Below are 16,768 nucleotides of genomic sequence, written 5' to 3'. Positions count from 1 at the left end.
CGTTTCTCCGGTTCAGGTCTGGGCGGCAGGGCTCAGGCCGTTGCTACCTTGGTGATGGCCACATCGATGCGTTTCAAGGCCTGTTCGCGGCCGGCCAGGTACACGGTATGGGAAATGTCAGGACTGACCTGGGTGCCGGTGATGGCCACGCGCAGCGGCTGGGCGACCTTGCCCATGCCCATTTCCAGGGCCGCAGCGGTGTCGTGCAGGGCCACGCCGACGGCCTCGGCGGTCCATTCCGGCAGGGCCGCCAGCAGTTCGCGGGCCTTGCCCAGCGGCAGCTCGGCGCCCGCCTTGAAGTGCTTGGCCACGGCCGCCTCGTCGTACTCGGTCAGCGGCTGGTACCAGACCACGGCCTTCTCGGCCATTTCCTTCAGGGTCTGCACGCGCTCACGCAGGGCCAGCACCACATCCACCGGGGCCGGGCCGGCGGCCACGTCCAGGCCCAGCTTTTCCAGCTGGTAGACCAGATGCGGCACGATGCTGGCCGGGTCCTCGGTCTTCAGGAAGTGCTGGTTGACCCAGCCCAGCTTGGCCATGTCCAGGCGCGAGGCCTTGGAATTGCAGTTCGTCACGTCGAACAGGTCGATCAGTTCCTGGCGGCTGAACAGCTCCTGGTCACCGTGCGACCAGCCCAGGCGGGCCAAGTAGCTCAGCAGCGCGTCGGGCAGGTAGCCGGCATCCTTGTACTGCATCACGTCGGCCGCACCGGTCCGCTTGGACAGCTTGGCGCCCTGCTCGTCCAGGATCATCGGCATGTGGCCGAACTTCGGCACGGGGGCACCGATGCCCTCGTACAGGTTGATCTGGCGCGGGGTGTTGTTGATGTGGTCGTCGCCGCGGATGACTTCGGTGATGCCCATGTCCCAGTCGTCCACCACCACCGCGAAGTTGTAGGTGGGGTAGCCGTCCGGGCGGAAGATCACCATGTCATCCAGCTCGCTGTTGGCGATCTCGATGCGGCCCTTGATCAGGTCCTCGAACACCACGGTGCCGTCCAGCGGGTTCTTGAAGCGGATGACGCGGTTCGGGTCATCCTTGCGCGGCAGGCCCAGCTCGCGCGCGGCGCCGTTGTAGCGCGGCTTTTCCTGCTTGGCCATGGCGGCCTCGCGCATGGCGTCCAGCTCTTCGCGGGTTTCGTAGGCGTAGTACGCCTTGCCGTCGGCCACCAGCTGCTCGGCCACTTCCAGGTACCGGGCGACGCGGTCGGTCTGGTAGATCGGGCCGACGTCGTAGTCCAGGCCCAGCCAGTCCATCGCCTCCAGGATGGCGTCGATCGCGCCCTGGGTGCTGCGTTCACGGTCGGTGTCCTCGATGCGCAGCACGAACTCGCCGCCGCGGTGGCGGGCTTCCAGCCAGCAGTACAGCGCGGTGCGGGCACCGCCGATGTGCAGGTAACCGGTGGGGCTGGGGGCGAAGCGGGTGCGGCAGATCATGGAGGGCTCGGGGAACGGGAATCGGCACGATTTTACCGGATTCCCTGCCGCTGAAATTGCAACTTCCCTCATAGCCAGCCCCGTCACCCGAACGAAACCTGAACATCCTTCAAGAAAGCAAGGAAGTCTCCACGTGATCCATTCAGTCACCGCACCAGGCGCCACCTCTCAGCCGCGTACAACCAAAGTGCAGGACAAGGGATTAATTGATCGATTCTCTCTGAAAGCTGGCCCAATCAGAGCGATGTGCGTTAGTGCAGCATTGGTCATAGCTGGACTATTTGGTCTTTCTGAGTCCAAGGCATCAACGACAATCAAAATCAACAGCTATTACTACACCTGCGAGAACTCGTGCATTGTATCCACGCGACCGGGGGAGGGTTCTGCGTATGGGACAGCCAAGGCGGCCATGTATCCAAAACGGCCGCCAAGGGCGAAGCAATTGTTGAAACCGGGCCAGCAACCTGAGTATTTCATATGACGGCAAAAACAGCGGCTCTCTGGCTCCTCGCGGCTTCAATATTGGTTGGCACGCTGGCATGGTACTTCTCGATTGCCAGCCCTTTCCACAGTTCAATCACGCAGAACTCCCACCGCTCTCCAACGAATGCGCCAGCCAATCGTAATCGCGAGTTCGCCAGCGCAGCCCCTCGCTTGGGCACAAAAGCTGGCCTCTCGCATCGTCTTCCGGCTTACGCATCCATTGAAGCGAATTTGGTTTCTGGGAATGCATTGGACGAATCCCGAATTGATCGACTGATTGAGAACGCCAGTGACTTCACTGCCATGGTCAATGCCATGCACATGGCAGCGTCCACTGACAGGGAACTCACAGAAACGGCGTCTCTCTTTTCCAGCCACCTCCGGAGTGGCCTGGCGGAGGAAGGCCACGCGCGGACGGTGCTGGACTTCAGCTGCGGCCGACAGCTGTGCCTGGCACAACTGTCGGACGCGCAGAGGGCGCCGTTGAACATCCGGCCCCTGATGCAGCATGACGGAGCGACCGTCTTCCAGGCGGCAATCGTGTCCGATCAGGTGAAGACCCTCGACGGCACGCCCTCGCTCCGCGCGGTGTTCGCCATCGATCCGGCCATCAACCAGATCGTCTCGATACCGGACTGACCAGGCCTGCGGCGACGGAGGGGAGCGAACTGCTCCCCTCCGTCGGCTGTGCCTCAGGGCTGCGGTTCCGCCTTGCGGGGGAACGACTGCTCGCGCATCGCGGCGTTGTAGGCGAACGAGGCGACGATGGCGGCGGCCTGCTTCAGATCATCCGGCTCGGCATGGTCCCAGGTGTCCAGATGGCTGTGGTGGACGTTGGTGAAGTAGTCCAGCCGGTCCTGGATGAACTGGAAGCCCGGCAGGCCGATGCGATCAAAGCTGATGTGGTCGGTGCTGCCGGTGTTGCGGGTGGCCACGGTGGTGGCGCCCACATCGTGGAAGGGCGCCAGCCAAGCCTCGAAGATCGGCATCGCCGCCAGGTTTTCCTGAGCGTAGATGCCACGGAAGCGACCGGAGCCGTTGTCCATGTTGAAGTAGACCTGGAACTTGCCGTAGTCGCGGGTCTTCTGCAGCGCGCCGGTCGGGTCGCGCAGCGAGGCCGGCAGCGCCTTCTGCGCCGGGTCGGTCGGTTCCGGGAAACGACCGAAGTGCTTGGCCACATAAGCCTGGGAGCCGATCAGGCCCTGCTCCTCGCCGCTCCACAGCGCCACCCGGATGGTGCGCTTGGGCTTGGCGCCAGTGGCCTTGAGGATGCGCATGGCCTCCATCATCACCGCCACGCCCGCAGCATTGTCGGCCGCCCCGGTGCCGCTGTGCCACGAATCCAGATGCGCGCCGATCATCACCACTTCATCGGGCTTGCTGCTGCCGCGGATCTCGGCCAGCGTGTTGTAGCCGGGCTGGTCGACCTCGTCGGTGAAGCGCGCAGCAACGTCCACCCGCAGGCGTACCGGCTGCTTGGCATCCAGCGCACGCACCAGCGGATTGAAGTGCTCGGCGATCATGGCCAGTTCCGGAATGCCCACCGATTCGCCCGCCTTGCGCGAGCCACCGCCGGCAACGCGGATGATGCCGTTGTCCCAGCCACTGATGCTGATCGACGCCAGCGCGCCCTCTTCCACGAAGAAGGCGTTGACCTTGGCGGCCAGCTCCTGGCGTTCCTTGTATTCCTTCACCCGTTTGGCCCGCTCGGCCGCCACGTCCTTGGGCAGGGTGAATTCCTGCAGGCCTTCCAGCGAGGTGGCGTCGTGGCGATGCGAATCGGGCTCGTTGCCGCGCTTGTACTCGCGCGCCTCGCCCAGCAGCAGGATCTTGCCGCGCAGCTTGCCGCGGTACTTCTCGATATCCTCCAGCTTCTTGATCTCCACGTGCACCAGTTCGCCCTCGACCGGGCCGCGGGTGCCGGGCGTCCATGCCTTGGGCAGGGCATGCAGCGGCTGCACACGGTCGCCCAGCATTTCCACGCTGGCCGAGGTGAATTCCCAGCCACGGCCGAACTCATCGAAGGCTTCGTCGTGCACGTTGTCCAGCTTCCAATCGCTGAACCGGCTGCGGGTCCAGGCATTGGCGCGCCCCATTGCCGGCGAGTTGGTCAGGCGCGGGCCGATGCGCTCAGTGAGGTAGCTGAAGGTGTCCATCACCTGCGAGCGGTGGAAGGCCTCCTGGCGGATGCGGCTGACCATGTCCAGGTCCACCGGTTCGCGCTGCTGTGCCATTGCATTGCCACCTGTCGCCAGCGCTGCGGCCAGCACACCCCACTTCAGCCCACTCCACTTCAACACGCCACACCCCTGCCCTTCGGCTCGATCGTCAACCCATCGAGTCTAGCCAGCGGGGGCACCTCCCCCCCGTCCCATCGGTCATGGTAGATCCACGCCATGCGTGGATGCTCTGGCTCGCCATGCGTGGATGAAACGTGCGAACCAAGGTTCGCACCCACCAGATTCCGGCCGTTCGTACCCACCCGATTGCGGTGGATCACCCGCGCCAGCCCAGCCACAGCTGTGCACGTTCGGGCAGCAGCAGCAACCAGTGCTGCTGGTCGATGCTGCTGCAGCCGTACACCGCAGCGTGTGCCGGCCAATCGTCCGGCAGCCCTTCGATGCCGATGGCCTGCAGCCCGGCCGCACCGGCCTGCCAAGGCCGGTAGCGCGGCACCCGCCCGGCCAGCGCACCGCGTCCCTGCCGCGCGCCGACCAGCCATTCCAGCCCCCGCCGCCGCAGCCCCTCGCAGGTTGCCGCGGCCAGCTGGAAGCGGACCAGGCCGGGGGCAATCCGTGCCCCCGGCAAGGCCGCCAGCACACCATGTGCCTGCAGCAGGGCATCCACTTCCAGCAGGGCCGGAATGCCCTGTGCGGCCCGTTGTCGCAATCCCTGGCGCCAGCCCATGGCCTGCTCCTTACTTCTGTTCACTGCCCAGCGCGTACCAGTCCACGCGACGGGTCACCCACATCGCCACGGCCAGGATCGCGAACAGCAGCAGCGAGCCCATCAGCAGCGCGTTGTTTTCCGATACCAGCAGCCCGTACAGCGCGCCGTACAAAACCGTCAGCATTGCGGCAAACCCCAGCCCGCGCTTCCAGTGCCCCAGCACGTTGGCCAGGTACACCGCCTGCAGCCCGATGCAGGCCAGCGCCGAAACCAGGTACGCCTGCCAGAACGCGATGTGTTCGGAAAGGCTGATCAGCAGCAGGAAGAAGATCGCCAGCGCCAGGCCCACCATCAGGTACTGCAGGGGATGGATGCGCAGCGCCTTGATCAGCTCGAACAGAATGAAGCCGACAAACGTGAGCACGATGAACAGCACCCCGTATTTGGATGCACGATCGGCCTGGGTATAGGTGTCCACCGGGTCCACCAGCGAAACCGATACGGCCTGCGCGTCCAGGTCGCCGCCCCTGCGCAACTGGTGCTGTGCATCGGACGCCAGCGACGACACCGCCCAGCGTGCATCGAAGCCCTGTGCATCAACGCGGCGTTCGTTGGGCAGGAACGCGCCCGTGAACGAGGGGTGCGGCCAGCTCGAGCGCAGGGCGATCTGGTTGTCATCGCCCAGCGGCACCACGGCCAGCGCGCGGCTGCCATCCAGGCGCAGTTCCAGTTCAACGCTGCTGGCGGCCAGGGTGCCACCGTTGGGATCGGCAAAACCGGTGACCGGCGCATGCAACCCGCGGCCCAGCCCATCGGCGGCGCCCACCCCCGGCAGCAGCCGCACCTGCTTGCCATCCACACGCAGGTTCGGCGTGCCGACCAGGCCGCGCGCATCGGACACACCCAGTGCCACGTAAGGCTGGCCGTAGCTGCGGCCCGGCTTGATCGGGTAGTCGTCCTCCGCGAACGTCGCCTTGATCTGGCCGTTCCAGCTGTAGACCGGCACCTTGAACAAGCCCACCGACCGCTGGCTGGGCAGCAGTTCACCGCTCACCTCAAGCGCTGAGGGCACCTGCAGCCACTGGCCTTCGGTGGTCTGCACCTCGGTCTTCTTGGCACCCTTGGCGTCCACCACTTCCACCTGCTGGCGTTCCACCCACGGCACCACCCGCACCGGGCCGATCAGCTGCTGGGTACCGGCGCGGCTTTCAGCCACGCGCGAAAACGCTTCATCGCGATAGGCGCTGCGCTCGTTGATGACGCTGCGGATCATCATCAGCGGCACGAGCAGCAGCAGGATCAGGCCGCCGACAATGGCGAACCGCAACAGCATCTTAAGGGATTTCATGGTCCATCCTCGTTGGAGAGGGCTGCAGGATGGACCCCGGCGGTGAGCGCGGTTTGTGGCGAATTTGAAGTGAGTGTGAAGTCAGCGCCGTGCGCGCTTGCCGGTCCCGCCAGCAGGCAGCCACAGTTCGGCCACGGTACCGCCGTCCGCCCTGGCGGCCAGGGACGCGTGCCCGTCATGCAGGCGGGCCACTTCCTGCACGAACGGCAGGCCCAGCCCCGAACTGCGGCGGCCACTACCCGGCCGCGCCAGCGAATAGAAGCGCTCGAACACGCGGGCCTGGGCGTAGTCCGGAATGCCCGCGCCACGGTCGGCCACCTGCAAGCACACGCCCTGGCCCTCGGCCCGCGCCGACAGCTCAACCACCGAACCGGGCGGCGAGAAGGCAATGGCGTTGTCGATCAGGTTGTGCAGGGCCTGGCGCAGCAGATAGGCATCGCCCTGCACCGGCAGATCCGCCACGGCGCCGGCACGAACCTGCACGCCGGCTGCCTGCGCGCGCACCTGTGCTGCACTCGCCGCTTCGTCCAGCAACGCAGCCACTTCGATCGGCTCACGGGTCTGCAGCCAACCATGCTGTTCCACTTCGGCCAGCGCCAGCAGCTTGTCGATGGTTTCGGTCAGCCGCTCCTGCTGCTCGACGATGCTGCGCGCGAAGTGTGCCCGGTCAGCATCGGCCATCGGCTCCTGCAGCAGCTCGGCCGCGCCACGGATCGCGGCCAGCGGGCTCTTCATTTCATGGGTGAGCGACTGCACGTACTGCTCGACGTAGGCTTTGCCTTCCAGCTTGCGGCGCATGGTTTCCAGCGCTTGCCCAAGCTCGCCGATCTCGTCGCGGCGGCGCCGGGGCGGCGGCACGGGTTCGCCGTTAGTCACCGCCCGCGCGTAGCGGCTCAGCTGGCCCAGGCCGCGGGTGAGCCACACGGTGACCAGGATGCCCACCAGCGCCGACAGACCGATCAACCACGCGCCGCGCTCGATGATGGCGCGCTGGCTGGCGGCGATGAACGGGTCGATGCTGCGGTTGGGCTGGGCCAGGCTGAGTACGCCGATCAGCGTACGGCCGTCGGCCGGGTCGTAGACCGGCGCGGCCACGTGCATCACCGTGTTGCCTTCCTCACCGGGGATTTCCGGGCTGGACCGCGCGCCATACTCGCCGCGCAGGGTGCGGTAGACATCGTTCCAGCGCGAATTGTCGCGGCCCACGTCGCGCCCCAGCGAATCGTAGATCACGATGCCCTGGGCATCGGTGATCGTCACCCGGTAATCCAGCGCGCGCTTGGGGAAGCGCCAGACCATCGCCTTCAGGTCGCGCTGGCGCGCCTTGGCCAGGTTGCGGGTGAAGCTGCCGCTGCCGATGGTGCCGGCCTTGACGTCGGCGGCAGCCATTTCGGCCAGAACATTCGCCGCGTCCACCAGGGTCGATTCCATGGCCTGGCGCACACCAGGCTTCACTTCGTTGACGAACACGCGCATCACGAAGAACGCGGCGATGCCCACGATCAGGAAGAAGCCCAGGAACAGTTTCAGCATCAGGCGCATGGCTACACCTGCAGCGCGTAGCCCAGCCCGCGATGGGTGCGGATCGGGTCATCGCTGGCGCCGGCCGCGCGCAGCTTGGCGCGCAGCGTCTTGACGTGGGTATCCACCGTGCGGTCGGCGCTGTCGGCGGCACTGTCCCAGCCACGGTCCATCAGCTGGGCGCGGCTGAGGATGGCGCCGGGGCGCTGCAGCAGGGCTTCCAGCAAGGCGTATTCGTACCGGGTCAGATCCAGCGTGTGCCCCAGGTAGCGGATGCGCCGGCCCTCGCGATCGATGGCGAAGGCGCCGTGTTCGCGCCAGCCGGGTTCGGCCGCCACCACCGCTGGGCCGGCCGGCTGCACGCGACGCAGGCGCGCGCGCACCCGAGCCACCAGTTCGCGCGGCGAGAACGGCTTGGTCATGTAATCGTCCGCCCCCAGTTCCAGGCCCAGCACCCGGTCCAGCTCGTCATTGCGGGCCGTCAGGAAGATCACCGGCAGCTGCGCCACCGCGCCCGGCAGCGCGCGCAGGCGCCGGCAGACCTCGAAGCCGCCCAGGTCCGGCAGGCCCACATCCAGCACCAGCAGATCGAAGCCGCCGTCCTGCAGGCGCTGCAGCGCCTCCCCGCCCAGCAGGCAATGGCTGGCCGCGTAGCCTTCGCTGCGCAGGGCATACAACACGGTCTCGGCGATGGCCGCTTCGTCCTCGACCACCAGGACCTGGGCAACGGGGGCTGTCATGGCGCGCAGCATAGCCGCTGCGGCCGCCGCCCCGTACACTGCCGCCCATGAACTATCGCCACGCCTACCATGCCGGCAACCATGCCGATGTCCTCAAGCACATCGTGCAGCTGGCCCTGATCGACAGCTTCAAGCGCAAGGACAGCCCGTTCTTCGTGCTCGACACCCATGGCGGTGCCGGCCGCTACCTGCTGGCCAGCGAAGAGGGGCGCAAGACCCTGGAAGCCGAGGCGGGAATCATGCGCCTGATGGCGCAGCCCAAGCTGCCGGAGGTGGTCGAGCGCTACCTGAAGGCCGTGCAGGCCGACAACCCGGTGGGGGCGATGATCACCTACCCCGGCTCGCCGCTGCTGAGCGCCCAGGCCATGCGCGCGCAGGACCGGATGGCGGTCTGCGAGCTGCAGGAAGACGAAGCGGCATCGCTGAAGGCGCTGTTTGCCCACGACAACCGCGTCGGCGTGCACCCCGGCGATGGCTACGCCCTGCTGCGTTCGCAGCTGCCGCCGAAGGTCAACGGCACCAAGATCGGCCGTGGCCTGGTCCTGATCGACCCGCCCTACGAGGCACAGGACGCCGAATACCAGGCGATTCTCGCGGCCTTGGCCGAGACCCTGGCGCGCTGGCCGCAGGCCACCTGCGCGGTCTGGTTCCCGATCAAGCAGCGCCGCACCATCCTGCATTTCCTGCGCAAGGCCGCCGCCCTGCCGGTGAAATCGGCCATGACCATCGAGTTCCTGGTGCGTCCGGACGATTCCCCGCTGCGCCTCAACGGCAGTGGCATGCTGCTGCTCAATGCCCCCTGGCAGTTCGACCGCGTGGTCGGCCCGGCCCTGCCGGCGCTGCGCCAGCACCTGGGCGAACCGGGTGCCACCACTCGCCTGGATTGGCTCAAGGCACCGGAATAAAGCGACGATCTGCCGTCTTCACGAGGCTGTACGCACGTGAGCCTTTCGTTCACGGAATACAGCCCCGGTGATGCCACAATCGATGGACCACCAAGGAATCACCCGGTATGGCCACTCGCAACCGCATGCCGCCCTGGCATGAGATCTTCAAGGCTCCCAGCGGCCACGAGCTGCTGATCCGCCCCATCCGTCCGGAAGACGGCGCGCCGCTGCAGGCCGCTTTCAGCCTGTTCGGGCCGGAAGAAATCCGTGACCGTTTCCTGCAGTCGGTGACCGAGCTTTCGCCGGACACCACCCAGCGCCTGACCCACCCCAACCCCAAGACCGAAATCACCCTGGTGGCCGCCGAGTCGCTGCCGGCCGGTGAAGCGGTGGTGGGCGCGGTCGCCCGCGCGTCCATCATCCCCGGCACCCGTGAAGCCGAGTACGCCATCCTCATCAGCCGCTTCCTGATCGGCCAGGGCCTTGGCCGGCAGCTGATGCGCAAGCTGGTGAAGTGGGGGCGCGGCAAGTACCTGGACCGCCTCTACGGCGACGTGGCCGCGGAAAACGAGCCGATGAAGCAGCTGGCCGCCTCGCTGGGCTTCAAGCCCGTGCCGCACCCCAACGGCGCCGAAGGTCTGGTGCGCATGGTGCTGGAACTGGACAATTAAGGTAGCGCCGGCCGCTGGCCGGCATACATCCCGGTAGTGCTGGCCGCTGGCCGGCAAACATTCCGGTAGTGCCGGCCGCTGGCCGGCATCCCCACGTCGCCCACACGGTAGCGACAAAGCCATCTGCTAAGATCGGCGGTCCATGTCGCGTACTTCCTACCCCGCCCCGCCGCTGCCGCGTGCCGGCCAGCTCCGCGCCTGGTGGCGCGCTCCCGCCTCGCCGACCGCCCTGGCCTGGTATCTGGCCCAGGCGGCGCGCGCGCACGACGCACCGCTGCTGGTGATCGCCCGTGACAACCACGGCGCCAACCAGCTCGAAGCCGACCTGCAGACCCTGATCGGCACCGATCCGGACCTGCCGGTGGTGGCTTTCCCGGACTGGGAAACCCTGCCCTACGACCGCTTCAGCCCGCACCCGGACATCATTTCCCAGCGCTTGGCGGCCCTGCACCGGCTGCCCTCACTCAAGCGCGGCCTGGTGGTGGTGCCGGTGCAGACGGTGCTGCAGCAGCTGGCCCCGCGCAGCTACGTCATCGGTGGCAGCTTCGACCTGAAGGTCGGCCAGCGCCTGGATCTGGAAGCCGAGAAGCGCCGCCTGGAAAGCGCCGGCTACCGCAACGTGCCGCAGGTCATGGACCCGGGCGATTTCGCCGTGCGCGGTGGCCTGCTGGACGTGTTCCCGATGGGCGCCGACGAGCCGCTGCGGGTGGAACTGCTGGACGAGGACATCGATTCGATCCGCGCCTTCGACCCGGAAAGCCAGCGCTCGCTGGACAAGGTCGAGGCGGTGCACATGCTTCCCGGCCGCGAAGTGCCGATGGACGATGCCAGCATCGCCCGTGTGCTGGGCGCGCTGCGCGAGCGCTTCGATGTCGATACCCGGCGCAGTTCGCTGTACCAGGATCTGAAATCCGGACTGGCACCGGCCGGCATCGAGTACTACCTGCCGCTGTTCTTCGACCGCACCGCCACGCTGTTCGACTACCTGCCCGCCGGCAGCCTGCCGGTGGTGTGCACGGGTGCGGACGAAGCGGCGGTTGCCTTCTGGGCGCAGACCGGTGACCGCTACGAACAGCGCCGCCACGATGTGGAACGGCCGCTGCTGCCGCCATCGTCGCTGTACCTGTCACCGGAACTGCTGCGCGAGCGGCTGAACGATGCCGCACGCATCGAAGTCTGGGCACCCGAGCATGCACGCATCGCCGATGCACACGCGCTGGGCGACCAGCCGCTGCCGCCGCTGCCGGTGGCCGCACGCGAAGCACCCGCAGGCGATGCGCTGAAGTCGTTCCTTGGCCATTACCCGGGCCGGGTACTGATCGCCGCCGATTCACCGGGCCGCCGCGAAGCCCTGCTGGAAGTGCTGCAGGCCGCCGAGCTGAAGCCGCCGGTGGTGGCCGACCTGCCCAGCTTCCTCGCCGGCGATACGCGCTTCGCCATCACGGTGGCGCCGCTGGAAGACGGCTTCGCGCTGGATGAACCGCGCATCGCGGTACTCACCGAGCGCCAGCTGTTCCCCGAGCGCGCCGGCAGCACCCGCCGCACTCGCCGTGCCGGCCGCGAACCGGAAGCGATCATCCGCGATCTGGGCGAGCTGACCGAAGGCGCGCCCATCGTGCACGAAGACCATGGTGTCGGCCGCTACCGCGGCCTGATCGCGATGGACGTGGGCGGCATGCCCGGCGAGTTCCTGGAAATCGAATACGCCAAGGGCGACCGCCTGTACGTGCCGGTGGCCCAGCTGCATCTGATCAGCCGTTACTCCGGCGCATCGGCGGAAACCGCGCCGCTGCATTCGCTGGGCGGCGAGCAGTGGACCAAGGCCAAGCGCAAAGCGGCCGAAAAGGTACGCGACGTCGCCGCCGAACTGCTGGAAATCCAGGCCCGCCGCCAGGCGCGTGCCGGCCTGGCGCTGCAGGTGGACCGTGCGATGTACGAGCCCTTCGCGGCCGGCTTTCCGTTCGAGGAAACCCCGGACCAGCTGGCCGCCATCGACGCCACCCTGCGCGATCTGGCCAGCAGCCAGCCGATGGACCGCGTGGTCTGCGGCGATGTCGGCTTTGGCAAGACCGAAGTGGCCGTGCGCGCGGCGTTTGCCGCCGCCAGCGCCGGCAAGCAGGTGGCGGTGTTGGTACCGACCACGCTGCTGGCCGAGCAGCACTACCGCAACTTCCGCGACCGTTTCGCCGATTACCCCCTCAAGGTCGAAGTGCTGTCGCGCTTCAAGAGCACCAAGGAAATCAAGGCCGAACTGGAGAAAGTCGCCGCCGGCACCATCGACGTCATCGTCGGTACCCACCGCCTGCTGCAGCCGGACGTGAAGTTCAAGGACCTGGGCATGGTCATCGTCGATGAGGAACAGCGCTTCGGTGTGCGCCAGAAGGAAGCCCTGAAGGCGCTGCGCGCCAACGTGCACCTGCTGACGCTGACCGCCACGCCGATCCCGCGCACCTTGAACATGGCCATGGCCGGCCTGCGCGATCTGTCGATCATCGCCACCCCGCCGCCGAACCGGCTGGCGGTGCAGACCTTCATCACCCAGTGGGACAACGCGCTGCTGCGCGAAGCCTTCCAGCGCGAGCTGGCACGTGGTGGCCAGCTGTACTTCCTGCACAACGATGTGGAAAGCATCGGCCGCATGCAGCGCGAGCTGTCCGAGCTGGTGCCCGAGGCCCGCATCGGCATCGCCCACGGGCAGATGCCCGAGCGCGAACTGGAAAAGGTGATGCTGGATTTCCAGAAGCAGCGCTTCAACGTGCTGCTGTCGACCACGATCATCGAATCGGGTATCGACATCCCCAACGCCAACACCATCATCATCAACCGCGCCGACCGCTTCGGCCTGGCCCAGCTGCACCAGCTGCGCGGCCGCGTGGGTCGTTCGCACCACCGCGCCTATGCCTACCTGGTGGCACCGGACCGCCGTTCGATCACCCCGGACGCGGAAAAGCGCCTGGAAGCGATCGCCTCGATGGACGAACTGGGCGCCGGCTTCACCCTGGCCACGCACGATCTGGAAATCCGCGGTGCCGGTGAGCTGCTGGGCGAGGACCAGAGCGGACAGATGGCCGAGGTGGGCTTCAGCCTCTACACCGAACTGCTGGAGCGCGCGGTACGCAGCATCAAGCAGGGGAAGCTGCCCGACCTGGATGCCGGCGAAGAAGTGCGCGGTGCGGAAGTGGAGCTGCACGTGCCCGCGCTGATCCCGGAAGACTATCTGCCCGACGTGCACACCCGCCTGACCCTGTACAAGCGCATTTCCAGCGCGCGTGACAGCGATGCGCTGCGCGAGCTGCAGGTGGAGATGATCGACCGCTTCGGCCTGCTGCCGGATGCGGCCAAGCATCTGTTCGCGATTGCCGAACTGAAGCTGCAGGCCAACACCCTGGGCATCCGCAAGCTGGACCTGGGTGAAAACGGTGGTCGCATCGTGTTCGAGTCCAAGCCGAACATCGACCCGATGGCCGTGATCCAGCTGATCCAGAAGCAGCCCAACCTGTATGCCATGGAGGGGCCGGACAAGCTGCGCATCAAGCACCCGCTGCCGCTGCCGGAAGACCGCTTCAATGCTGCCCGTGCGCTGCTGCTGACCCTGGCAGTACGCTGAGGCGGCAGCGCGCGTTACCCTATACGCCCCCAACCCAACCGGGCCCGCTGATGCGGGCCTTGTTGTTTCTGCGTGCCAAGGTGGCGCCCTCCCCGACCATGCTCCATTCCAATGCTCCCGATCTGCTGCACGCCGAAGCCTGCCTGATCGATGCCCTCGCGATGTCGCTGCAGATGCGCGACGCCTACACCCGCCACCACTGCGACCGCGTCGGCCTGCTCGCGCAGCGCCTGGCACTGTATTGCGACCTCGACCGCGAAGGCTGCGCGCAGGTCAGCCTGGCCGCGCGCTTCCACGATATTGGCAAGATCGGCATTCCCGATGACGTGCTGTTGAGTCCGCGCCGGCACACCGAAGAAGACCGGGCGATCATGCGCGAACACCCGGTACGGGGCGAGCACATCTTCCTGGCCACCGGCCGCAGCGATGCAGTGCCGGTCGCGCGCCTGATCCGCGCCCACCATGAAGCGCACGACGGCAACGGCTACCCGGACGGCCTGCGTGGCGAATCCATTCCCCTGGGCGCACGCATCCTCACCGTGGTCGACGCCTACGATGCGATGACCAGCACGCGCCCTTACCGCGAGGCGATGGAGCACGACGCGGCGCTGCGCATCCTGGACGACCAGGCCGGCGGCCTGATCGACCCCTACGTGCTGGGCCGTTTCCAGAGCATGCTGGCCGGGTAGAGTCGACCGTTGGTCGACTGTTCTTCATAGTCGACCAACGGTCGACTCTACCGGTTCGCCGCTCCGCCAGACAAAAGGCCCCGCTTTCGCGGGGCCTTCTGCATCACGCATCACGTGTGATCGGTTGCCAGATCACCCCGCGCTGGTCGGCCGCGCTGCGACGGCCTGATCGACCCCTACGTGCTGGGCCGCTTCCAGGGCATGCTGGCCGGGTAGAGTCGACCGTTGGTCGACTGCTCTTCATAGTCGACCAACGGTCGACTCTACCGGTTCGCCGCTCCGCCAGACAAAAGGCCCCGCTTTCGCGGGGCCTTCTGCAATCAAACAACCGCAGCAGCGATTACCAGATCACCACGCGCTTGTCGTCGGCGCGCACCATCGCATCGCCTGCCTTGCACTGGAACGCGGCGGCGAAGGACGGCATGTTCGACGGGGCACCATTGGCGCGGAAGTTGGCCGGTGCGTGCGGGTCGGTGTTCAGGCGCACGCGCAGCTCACCATCGGTGAAGTTGCGGCGCCACACGGTGGCCCAGTTCATGAAGAAGCGCTGGTCCTGGCTGTAACCATCGACATCGACATTCGCCTTCGGGTTTTCCTTCAGCGCCATCTGCAGCGCGTCGTAGGCCACGGTCAGGCCACCGAGGTCGCCGATGTTCTCGCCCAGGGTCAGCTTGCCCTTCACGAACACGCCCGGCACCGATTCGTAGCCATCGAACTGCGCGACCAGCTTGTCGGTACGCTCAGTGAAGGCCTTGCGGTCGCCGTCGGTCCACCAGTTGTCGAAGTTGCCGTTGGCGGCGAACTGGCTGCCCGAGTCGTCGTAGCCGTGCATCATCTCGTGGCCGATGACCGCACCGATACCACCGTAGTTCAGCGCCGGATCGGCCTTGGCGTCGAAGAACGGCGCCTGCAGGATGGCCGCCGGGAACACGATCTCGTTCTTGGTCGCGTTGTAGTAGGCATTGACGGTCTGCGGGGTCATGCCCCACTCGGTCTTGTCCACCGGCTTGCCGATCTTGTTGAGCATGTAGCGGTAGTTGAACGCGCGCGCCGCCTGCATGTTGCCCAGGTAGCTGTCGCCGTTGGTCTGCAGGCCCGCCCAGTCACGCCACTTGTCCGGGTAACCGATCTTCGGGGTGAAGCTGGCCCACTTTTCCAGTGCCTTCTTCTTCGTTTCCTCGCCCATCCACGGCAGCTGTTCCAGACGCGCCTTCAGCGCCTCGGACAGGTTTTCCACCAGGTGCTGCATGGCGACCTTCGATTCGGCCGGGAACACCGCATCGACGTACAGCTGGCCCAGGGCTTCGCCCATGCCGCCATTCACCGATTCCAGCACGCGCTTCCAGCGCGGCTGCATTTCCTTCTGGCCGCGCAGGGTGGTGCCGTAGAAATCGAAGTTGGCTTTCTCGAACGCGCTGCTCAGGTACGGCGAAGCATCATCGACCGTGTGGAAGCGCAGGTAGGCCTGCCAGGTGCTGGCCGGCACGTCGGCCAGCATCTTGTCCATTTCAGCGAAGAAGCCCGGCTGGGCCAGCGAGAACTTCTGCGCGGCCGGCACCTGCAGGGTGTCGAACAGTGCCGTCCAGCTGAAGTTCGGGGTCTGCTTGTCGGCGTCGGCGGCGCTGAGCGGGTTGTAGCGCTTGGCCGGGTCACGCATTTCGATCCGCGACATCGATGCCTTGGCCAGGCGGGTCTCGAAGGCCATCACGGCCTTGGCCTGCTCGGCGGCCTGCGCTGCGTCCACACCCGACAGGGTCAGAACCTGGGCGATGTAGGCCACGTAAGCGTCACGGATCTTGGCCTGCGATTCGTCGAAGTAGTAACCCTTCTCCGGCAGGCCCAGGCCGCCCTGGCCAACGTAGGCGATGACGTTGGCCGAGTCTTTGTAATCGGCATTGGCGAACAGCGAGAACAGCACGCCCTTGCCTTCGGCCTGGCTGTCACGCAGGTACTGGGTGATGGCAGCGGTGTCGTTCAGCGCAGCGATCTTGTCCAGCTGCGGCTGCAGCGGCGCCAGGCCGGCGGCCTCGATCTTCGCTTCGTCGTTGCCGGTCTTCCAGATGTCACCGATCTTGGCTTCCACCGAACCGGCCTTGGCCTGACTGGCGGCCGCCTGCTGCACCAGCGCGTGCTGCACTTCCAGCGAACGCTCGCGCAGGATCTCGAAGCTGCCCCACGTGGTCTGGTCGCCCGGCACCGGGTTGGCCTGCAGCCACTTGCTGTTGACGAAGCCGTTGAGGTCGGTACAGGCGGCGATGGACGGATCCAGGTCGGCACTGTTGAGCGAGATCAGCGGGGTCTTGATCTGCGACTGATCGAAGGCCGGCTTGGCATCGGCGGTGGCGGCCGGCGCGGTTTCGTTCTTGCCACAGGCAGCCAGCGACGCAGCGATGGCGATGGTCAGGCCCAGCGGGACCAGGTTGCGGACGTTCATGGAGTCTCTCTCCGACGGCGAATCGTCCAGCGTAACGGGCACGACGGTGCCGGGGACCGGCCA

12 protein-coding genes are annotated in these 16,768 nt (G+C 66.6%); 5 read left to right on the top strand and 7 right to left on the bottom strand.

Features of this window, described 5'->3' with window-relative positions:
• Positions 1-32: 32 nt before the first annotated feature.
• Entirely contained in the window at positions 33-1,436 is a 1,404-nt protein-coding gene (gltX, locus tag C1924_RS06235; RefSeq protein WP_108764512.1) for a glutamate--tRNA ligase, read from the bottom strand.
• A gap of 477 nt (positions 1,437-1,913) precedes the next feature.
• On the opposite strand from gltX, the gene C1924_RS20270 reads away from it, so the two are divergent.
• Positions 1,914-2,558 (top strand): hypothetical protein, encoded by a 645-nt coding sequence (locus tag C1924_RS20270; RefSeq protein ID WP_159094760.1) that lies wholly within the window; start codon positions 1,914-1,916, stop codon positions 2,556-2,558.
• Between the two features lie 53 nt (positions 2,559-2,611).
• On the opposite strand, the gene C1924_RS06225 is transcribed toward C1924_RS20270, so the two are convergent.
• The 5 genes from C1924_RS06225 to creB form a co-directional block, all read right to left on the bottom strand.
• Positions 2,612-4,153 carry a M28 family metallopeptidase gene (locus C1924_RS06225; RefSeq protein WP_108764510.1) on the bottom strand — a complete coding sequence of 514 codons (1,542 nt, stop codon included), beginning with the start codon at positions 4,151-4,153 and terminating at the stop codon, positions 2,612-2,614.
• A gap of 262 nt (positions 4,154-4,415) precedes the next feature.
• Positions 4,416-4,826, bottom strand: a complete 411-nt coding sequence (locus C1924_RS06220) for a hypothetical protein (protein ID WP_108764509.1) — start codon at positions 4,824-4,826, stop codon at positions 4,416-4,418.
• 10 nt (positions 4,827-4,836) lie between these two features.
• Positions 4,837-6,156, bottom strand: a complete 1,320-nt coding sequence (gene creD / locus C1924_RS06215; RefSeq protein WP_108764508.1) for a cell envelope integrity protein CreD — start codon at positions 6,154-6,156, stop codon at positions 4,837-4,839.
• 81 nt (positions 6,157-6,237) lie between these two features.
• Complete coding sequence (gene creC, locus C1924_RS06210; RefSeq protein ID WP_108764507.1) at positions 6,238-7,698, bottom strand: two-component system sensor histidine kinase CreC; 1,461 nt, start codon at positions 7,696-7,698, stop codon at positions 6,238-6,240.
• Between the two features lie 2 nt (positions 7,699-7,700).
• Positions 7,701-8,429 carry a two-component system response regulator CreB gene (gene creB, locus C1924_RS06205; protein WP_108764506.1) on the bottom strand — a complete coding sequence of 243 codons (729 nt, stop codon included), beginning with the start codon at positions 8,427-8,429 and terminating at the stop codon, positions 7,701-7,703.
• A 35-nt stretch (positions 8,430-8,464) separates the two neighbouring features.
• Here creB and rlmJ point away from each other — a divergent pair, with 35 nt between their 5' ends.
• The 4 genes from rlmJ (at position 8,465) to C1924_RS06185 (ending at position 14,271) form a co-directional block, all read left to right on the top strand.
• Positions 8,465-9,322, top strand: coding sequence for a 23S rRNA (adenine(2030)-N(6))-methyltransferase RlmJ (rlmJ, locus tag C1924_RS06200; protein ID WP_108764505.1), 858 nt, complete (start codon positions 8,465-8,467; stop codon positions 9,320-9,322).
• Positions 9,323-9,429: 107 nt separating this feature from the next.
• The gene (locus C1924_RS06195; RefSeq protein ID WP_108764504.1) at positions 9,430-9,975 is read left to right on the top strand and encodes a GNAT family N-acetyltransferase; all 546 of its coding nucleotides are present in this window, start codon (positions 9,430-9,432) and stop codon (positions 9,973-9,975) included.
• Positions 9,976-10,117: 142 nt separating this feature from the next.
• Positions 10,118-13,582, top strand: coding sequence for a transcription-repair coupling factor (gene mfd, locus C1924_RS06190; protein ID WP_108764503.1), 3,465 nt, complete (start codon positions 10,118-10,120; stop codon positions 13,580-13,582).
• Between the two features lie 98 nt (positions 13,583-13,680).
• On the top strand, positions 13,681-14,271 hold the full coding sequence (locus C1924_RS06185; protein ID WP_108766988.1) for an HD domain-containing phosphohydrolase: 591 nt from the start codon (positions 13,681-13,683) through the stop codon (positions 14,269-14,271).
• A gap of 340 nt (positions 14,272-14,611) precedes the next feature.
• On the opposite strand, the gene C1924_RS06180 is transcribed toward C1924_RS06185, so the two are convergent.
• Complete coding sequence (locus C1924_RS06180; protein ID WP_108764502.1) at positions 14,612-16,705, bottom strand: M13 family metallopeptidase; 2,094 nt, start codon at positions 16,703-16,705, stop codon at positions 14,612-14,614.
• Positions 16,706-16,768: the final 63 nt, after the last annotated feature.

The organism is Stenotrophomonas sp. ESTM1D_MKCIP4_1 (assembly GCF_003086895.1).
Lineage (GTDB): Bacteria > Pseudomonadota > Gammaproteobacteria > Xanthomonadales > Xanthomonadaceae > Stenotrophomonas.
This window is presented reverse-complemented; position numbering and strand designations above follow the sequence as displayed.

What these genes read in the sequence shown, in the direction of transcription:
- C1924_RS20270 (WP_159094760.1), top strand. Translation starts at nt 1,914, where the DNA reads ATGACGGCAAAAACAGCGGCTCTCTGGCTCCTCGCGGCTTCAATATTG.
- creD (WP_108764508.1), bottom strand. Translation starts at nt 6,156, where the DNA reads ATGAAATCCCTTAAGATGCTGTTGCGGTTCGCCATTGTCGGCGGCCTG.
- creB (WP_108764506.1), bottom strand. Translation starts at nt 8,429, where the DNA reads ATGCTGCGCGCCATGACAGCCCCCGTTGCCCAGGTCCTGGTGGTCGAG.
- creC (WP_108764507.1), bottom strand. Translation starts at nt 7,698, where the DNA reads ATGCGCCTGATGCTGAAACTGTTCCTGGGCTTCTTCCTGATCGTGGGC.
- C1924_RS06195 (WP_108764504.1), top strand. Translation starts at nt 9,430, where the DNA reads ATGGCCACTCGCAACCGCATGCCGCCCTGGCATGAGATCTTCAAGGCT.
- mfd (WP_108764503.1), top strand. Translation starts at nt 10,118, where the DNA reads ATGTCGCGTACTTCCTACCCCGCCCCGCCGCTGCCGCGTGCCGGCCAG.
- C1924_RS06185 (WP_108766988.1), top strand. Translation starts at nt 13,681, where the DNA reads ATGCTCCATTCCAATGCTCCCGATCTGCTGCACGCCGAAGCCTGCCTG.
- C1924_RS06225 (WP_108764510.1), bottom strand. Translation starts at nt 4,153, where the DNA reads ATGGCACAGCAGCGCGAACCGGTGGACCTGGACATGGTCAGCCGCATC.
- rlmJ (WP_108764505.1), top strand. Translation starts at nt 8,465, where the DNA reads ATGAACTATCGCCACGCCTACCATGCCGGCAACCATGCCGATGTCCTC.
- C1924_RS06220 (WP_108764509.1), bottom strand. Translation starts at nt 4,826, where the DNA reads ATGGGCTGGCGCCAGGGATTGCGACAACGGGCCGCACAGGGCATTCCG.
- gltX (WP_108764512.1), bottom strand. Translation starts at nt 1,436, where the DNA reads ATGATCTGCCGCACCCGCTTCGCCCCCAGCCCCACCGGTTACCTGCAC.
- C1924_RS06180 (WP_108764502.1), bottom strand. Translation starts at nt 16,705, where the DNA reads ATGAACGTCCGCAACCTGGTCCCGCTGGGCCTGACCATCGCCATCGCT.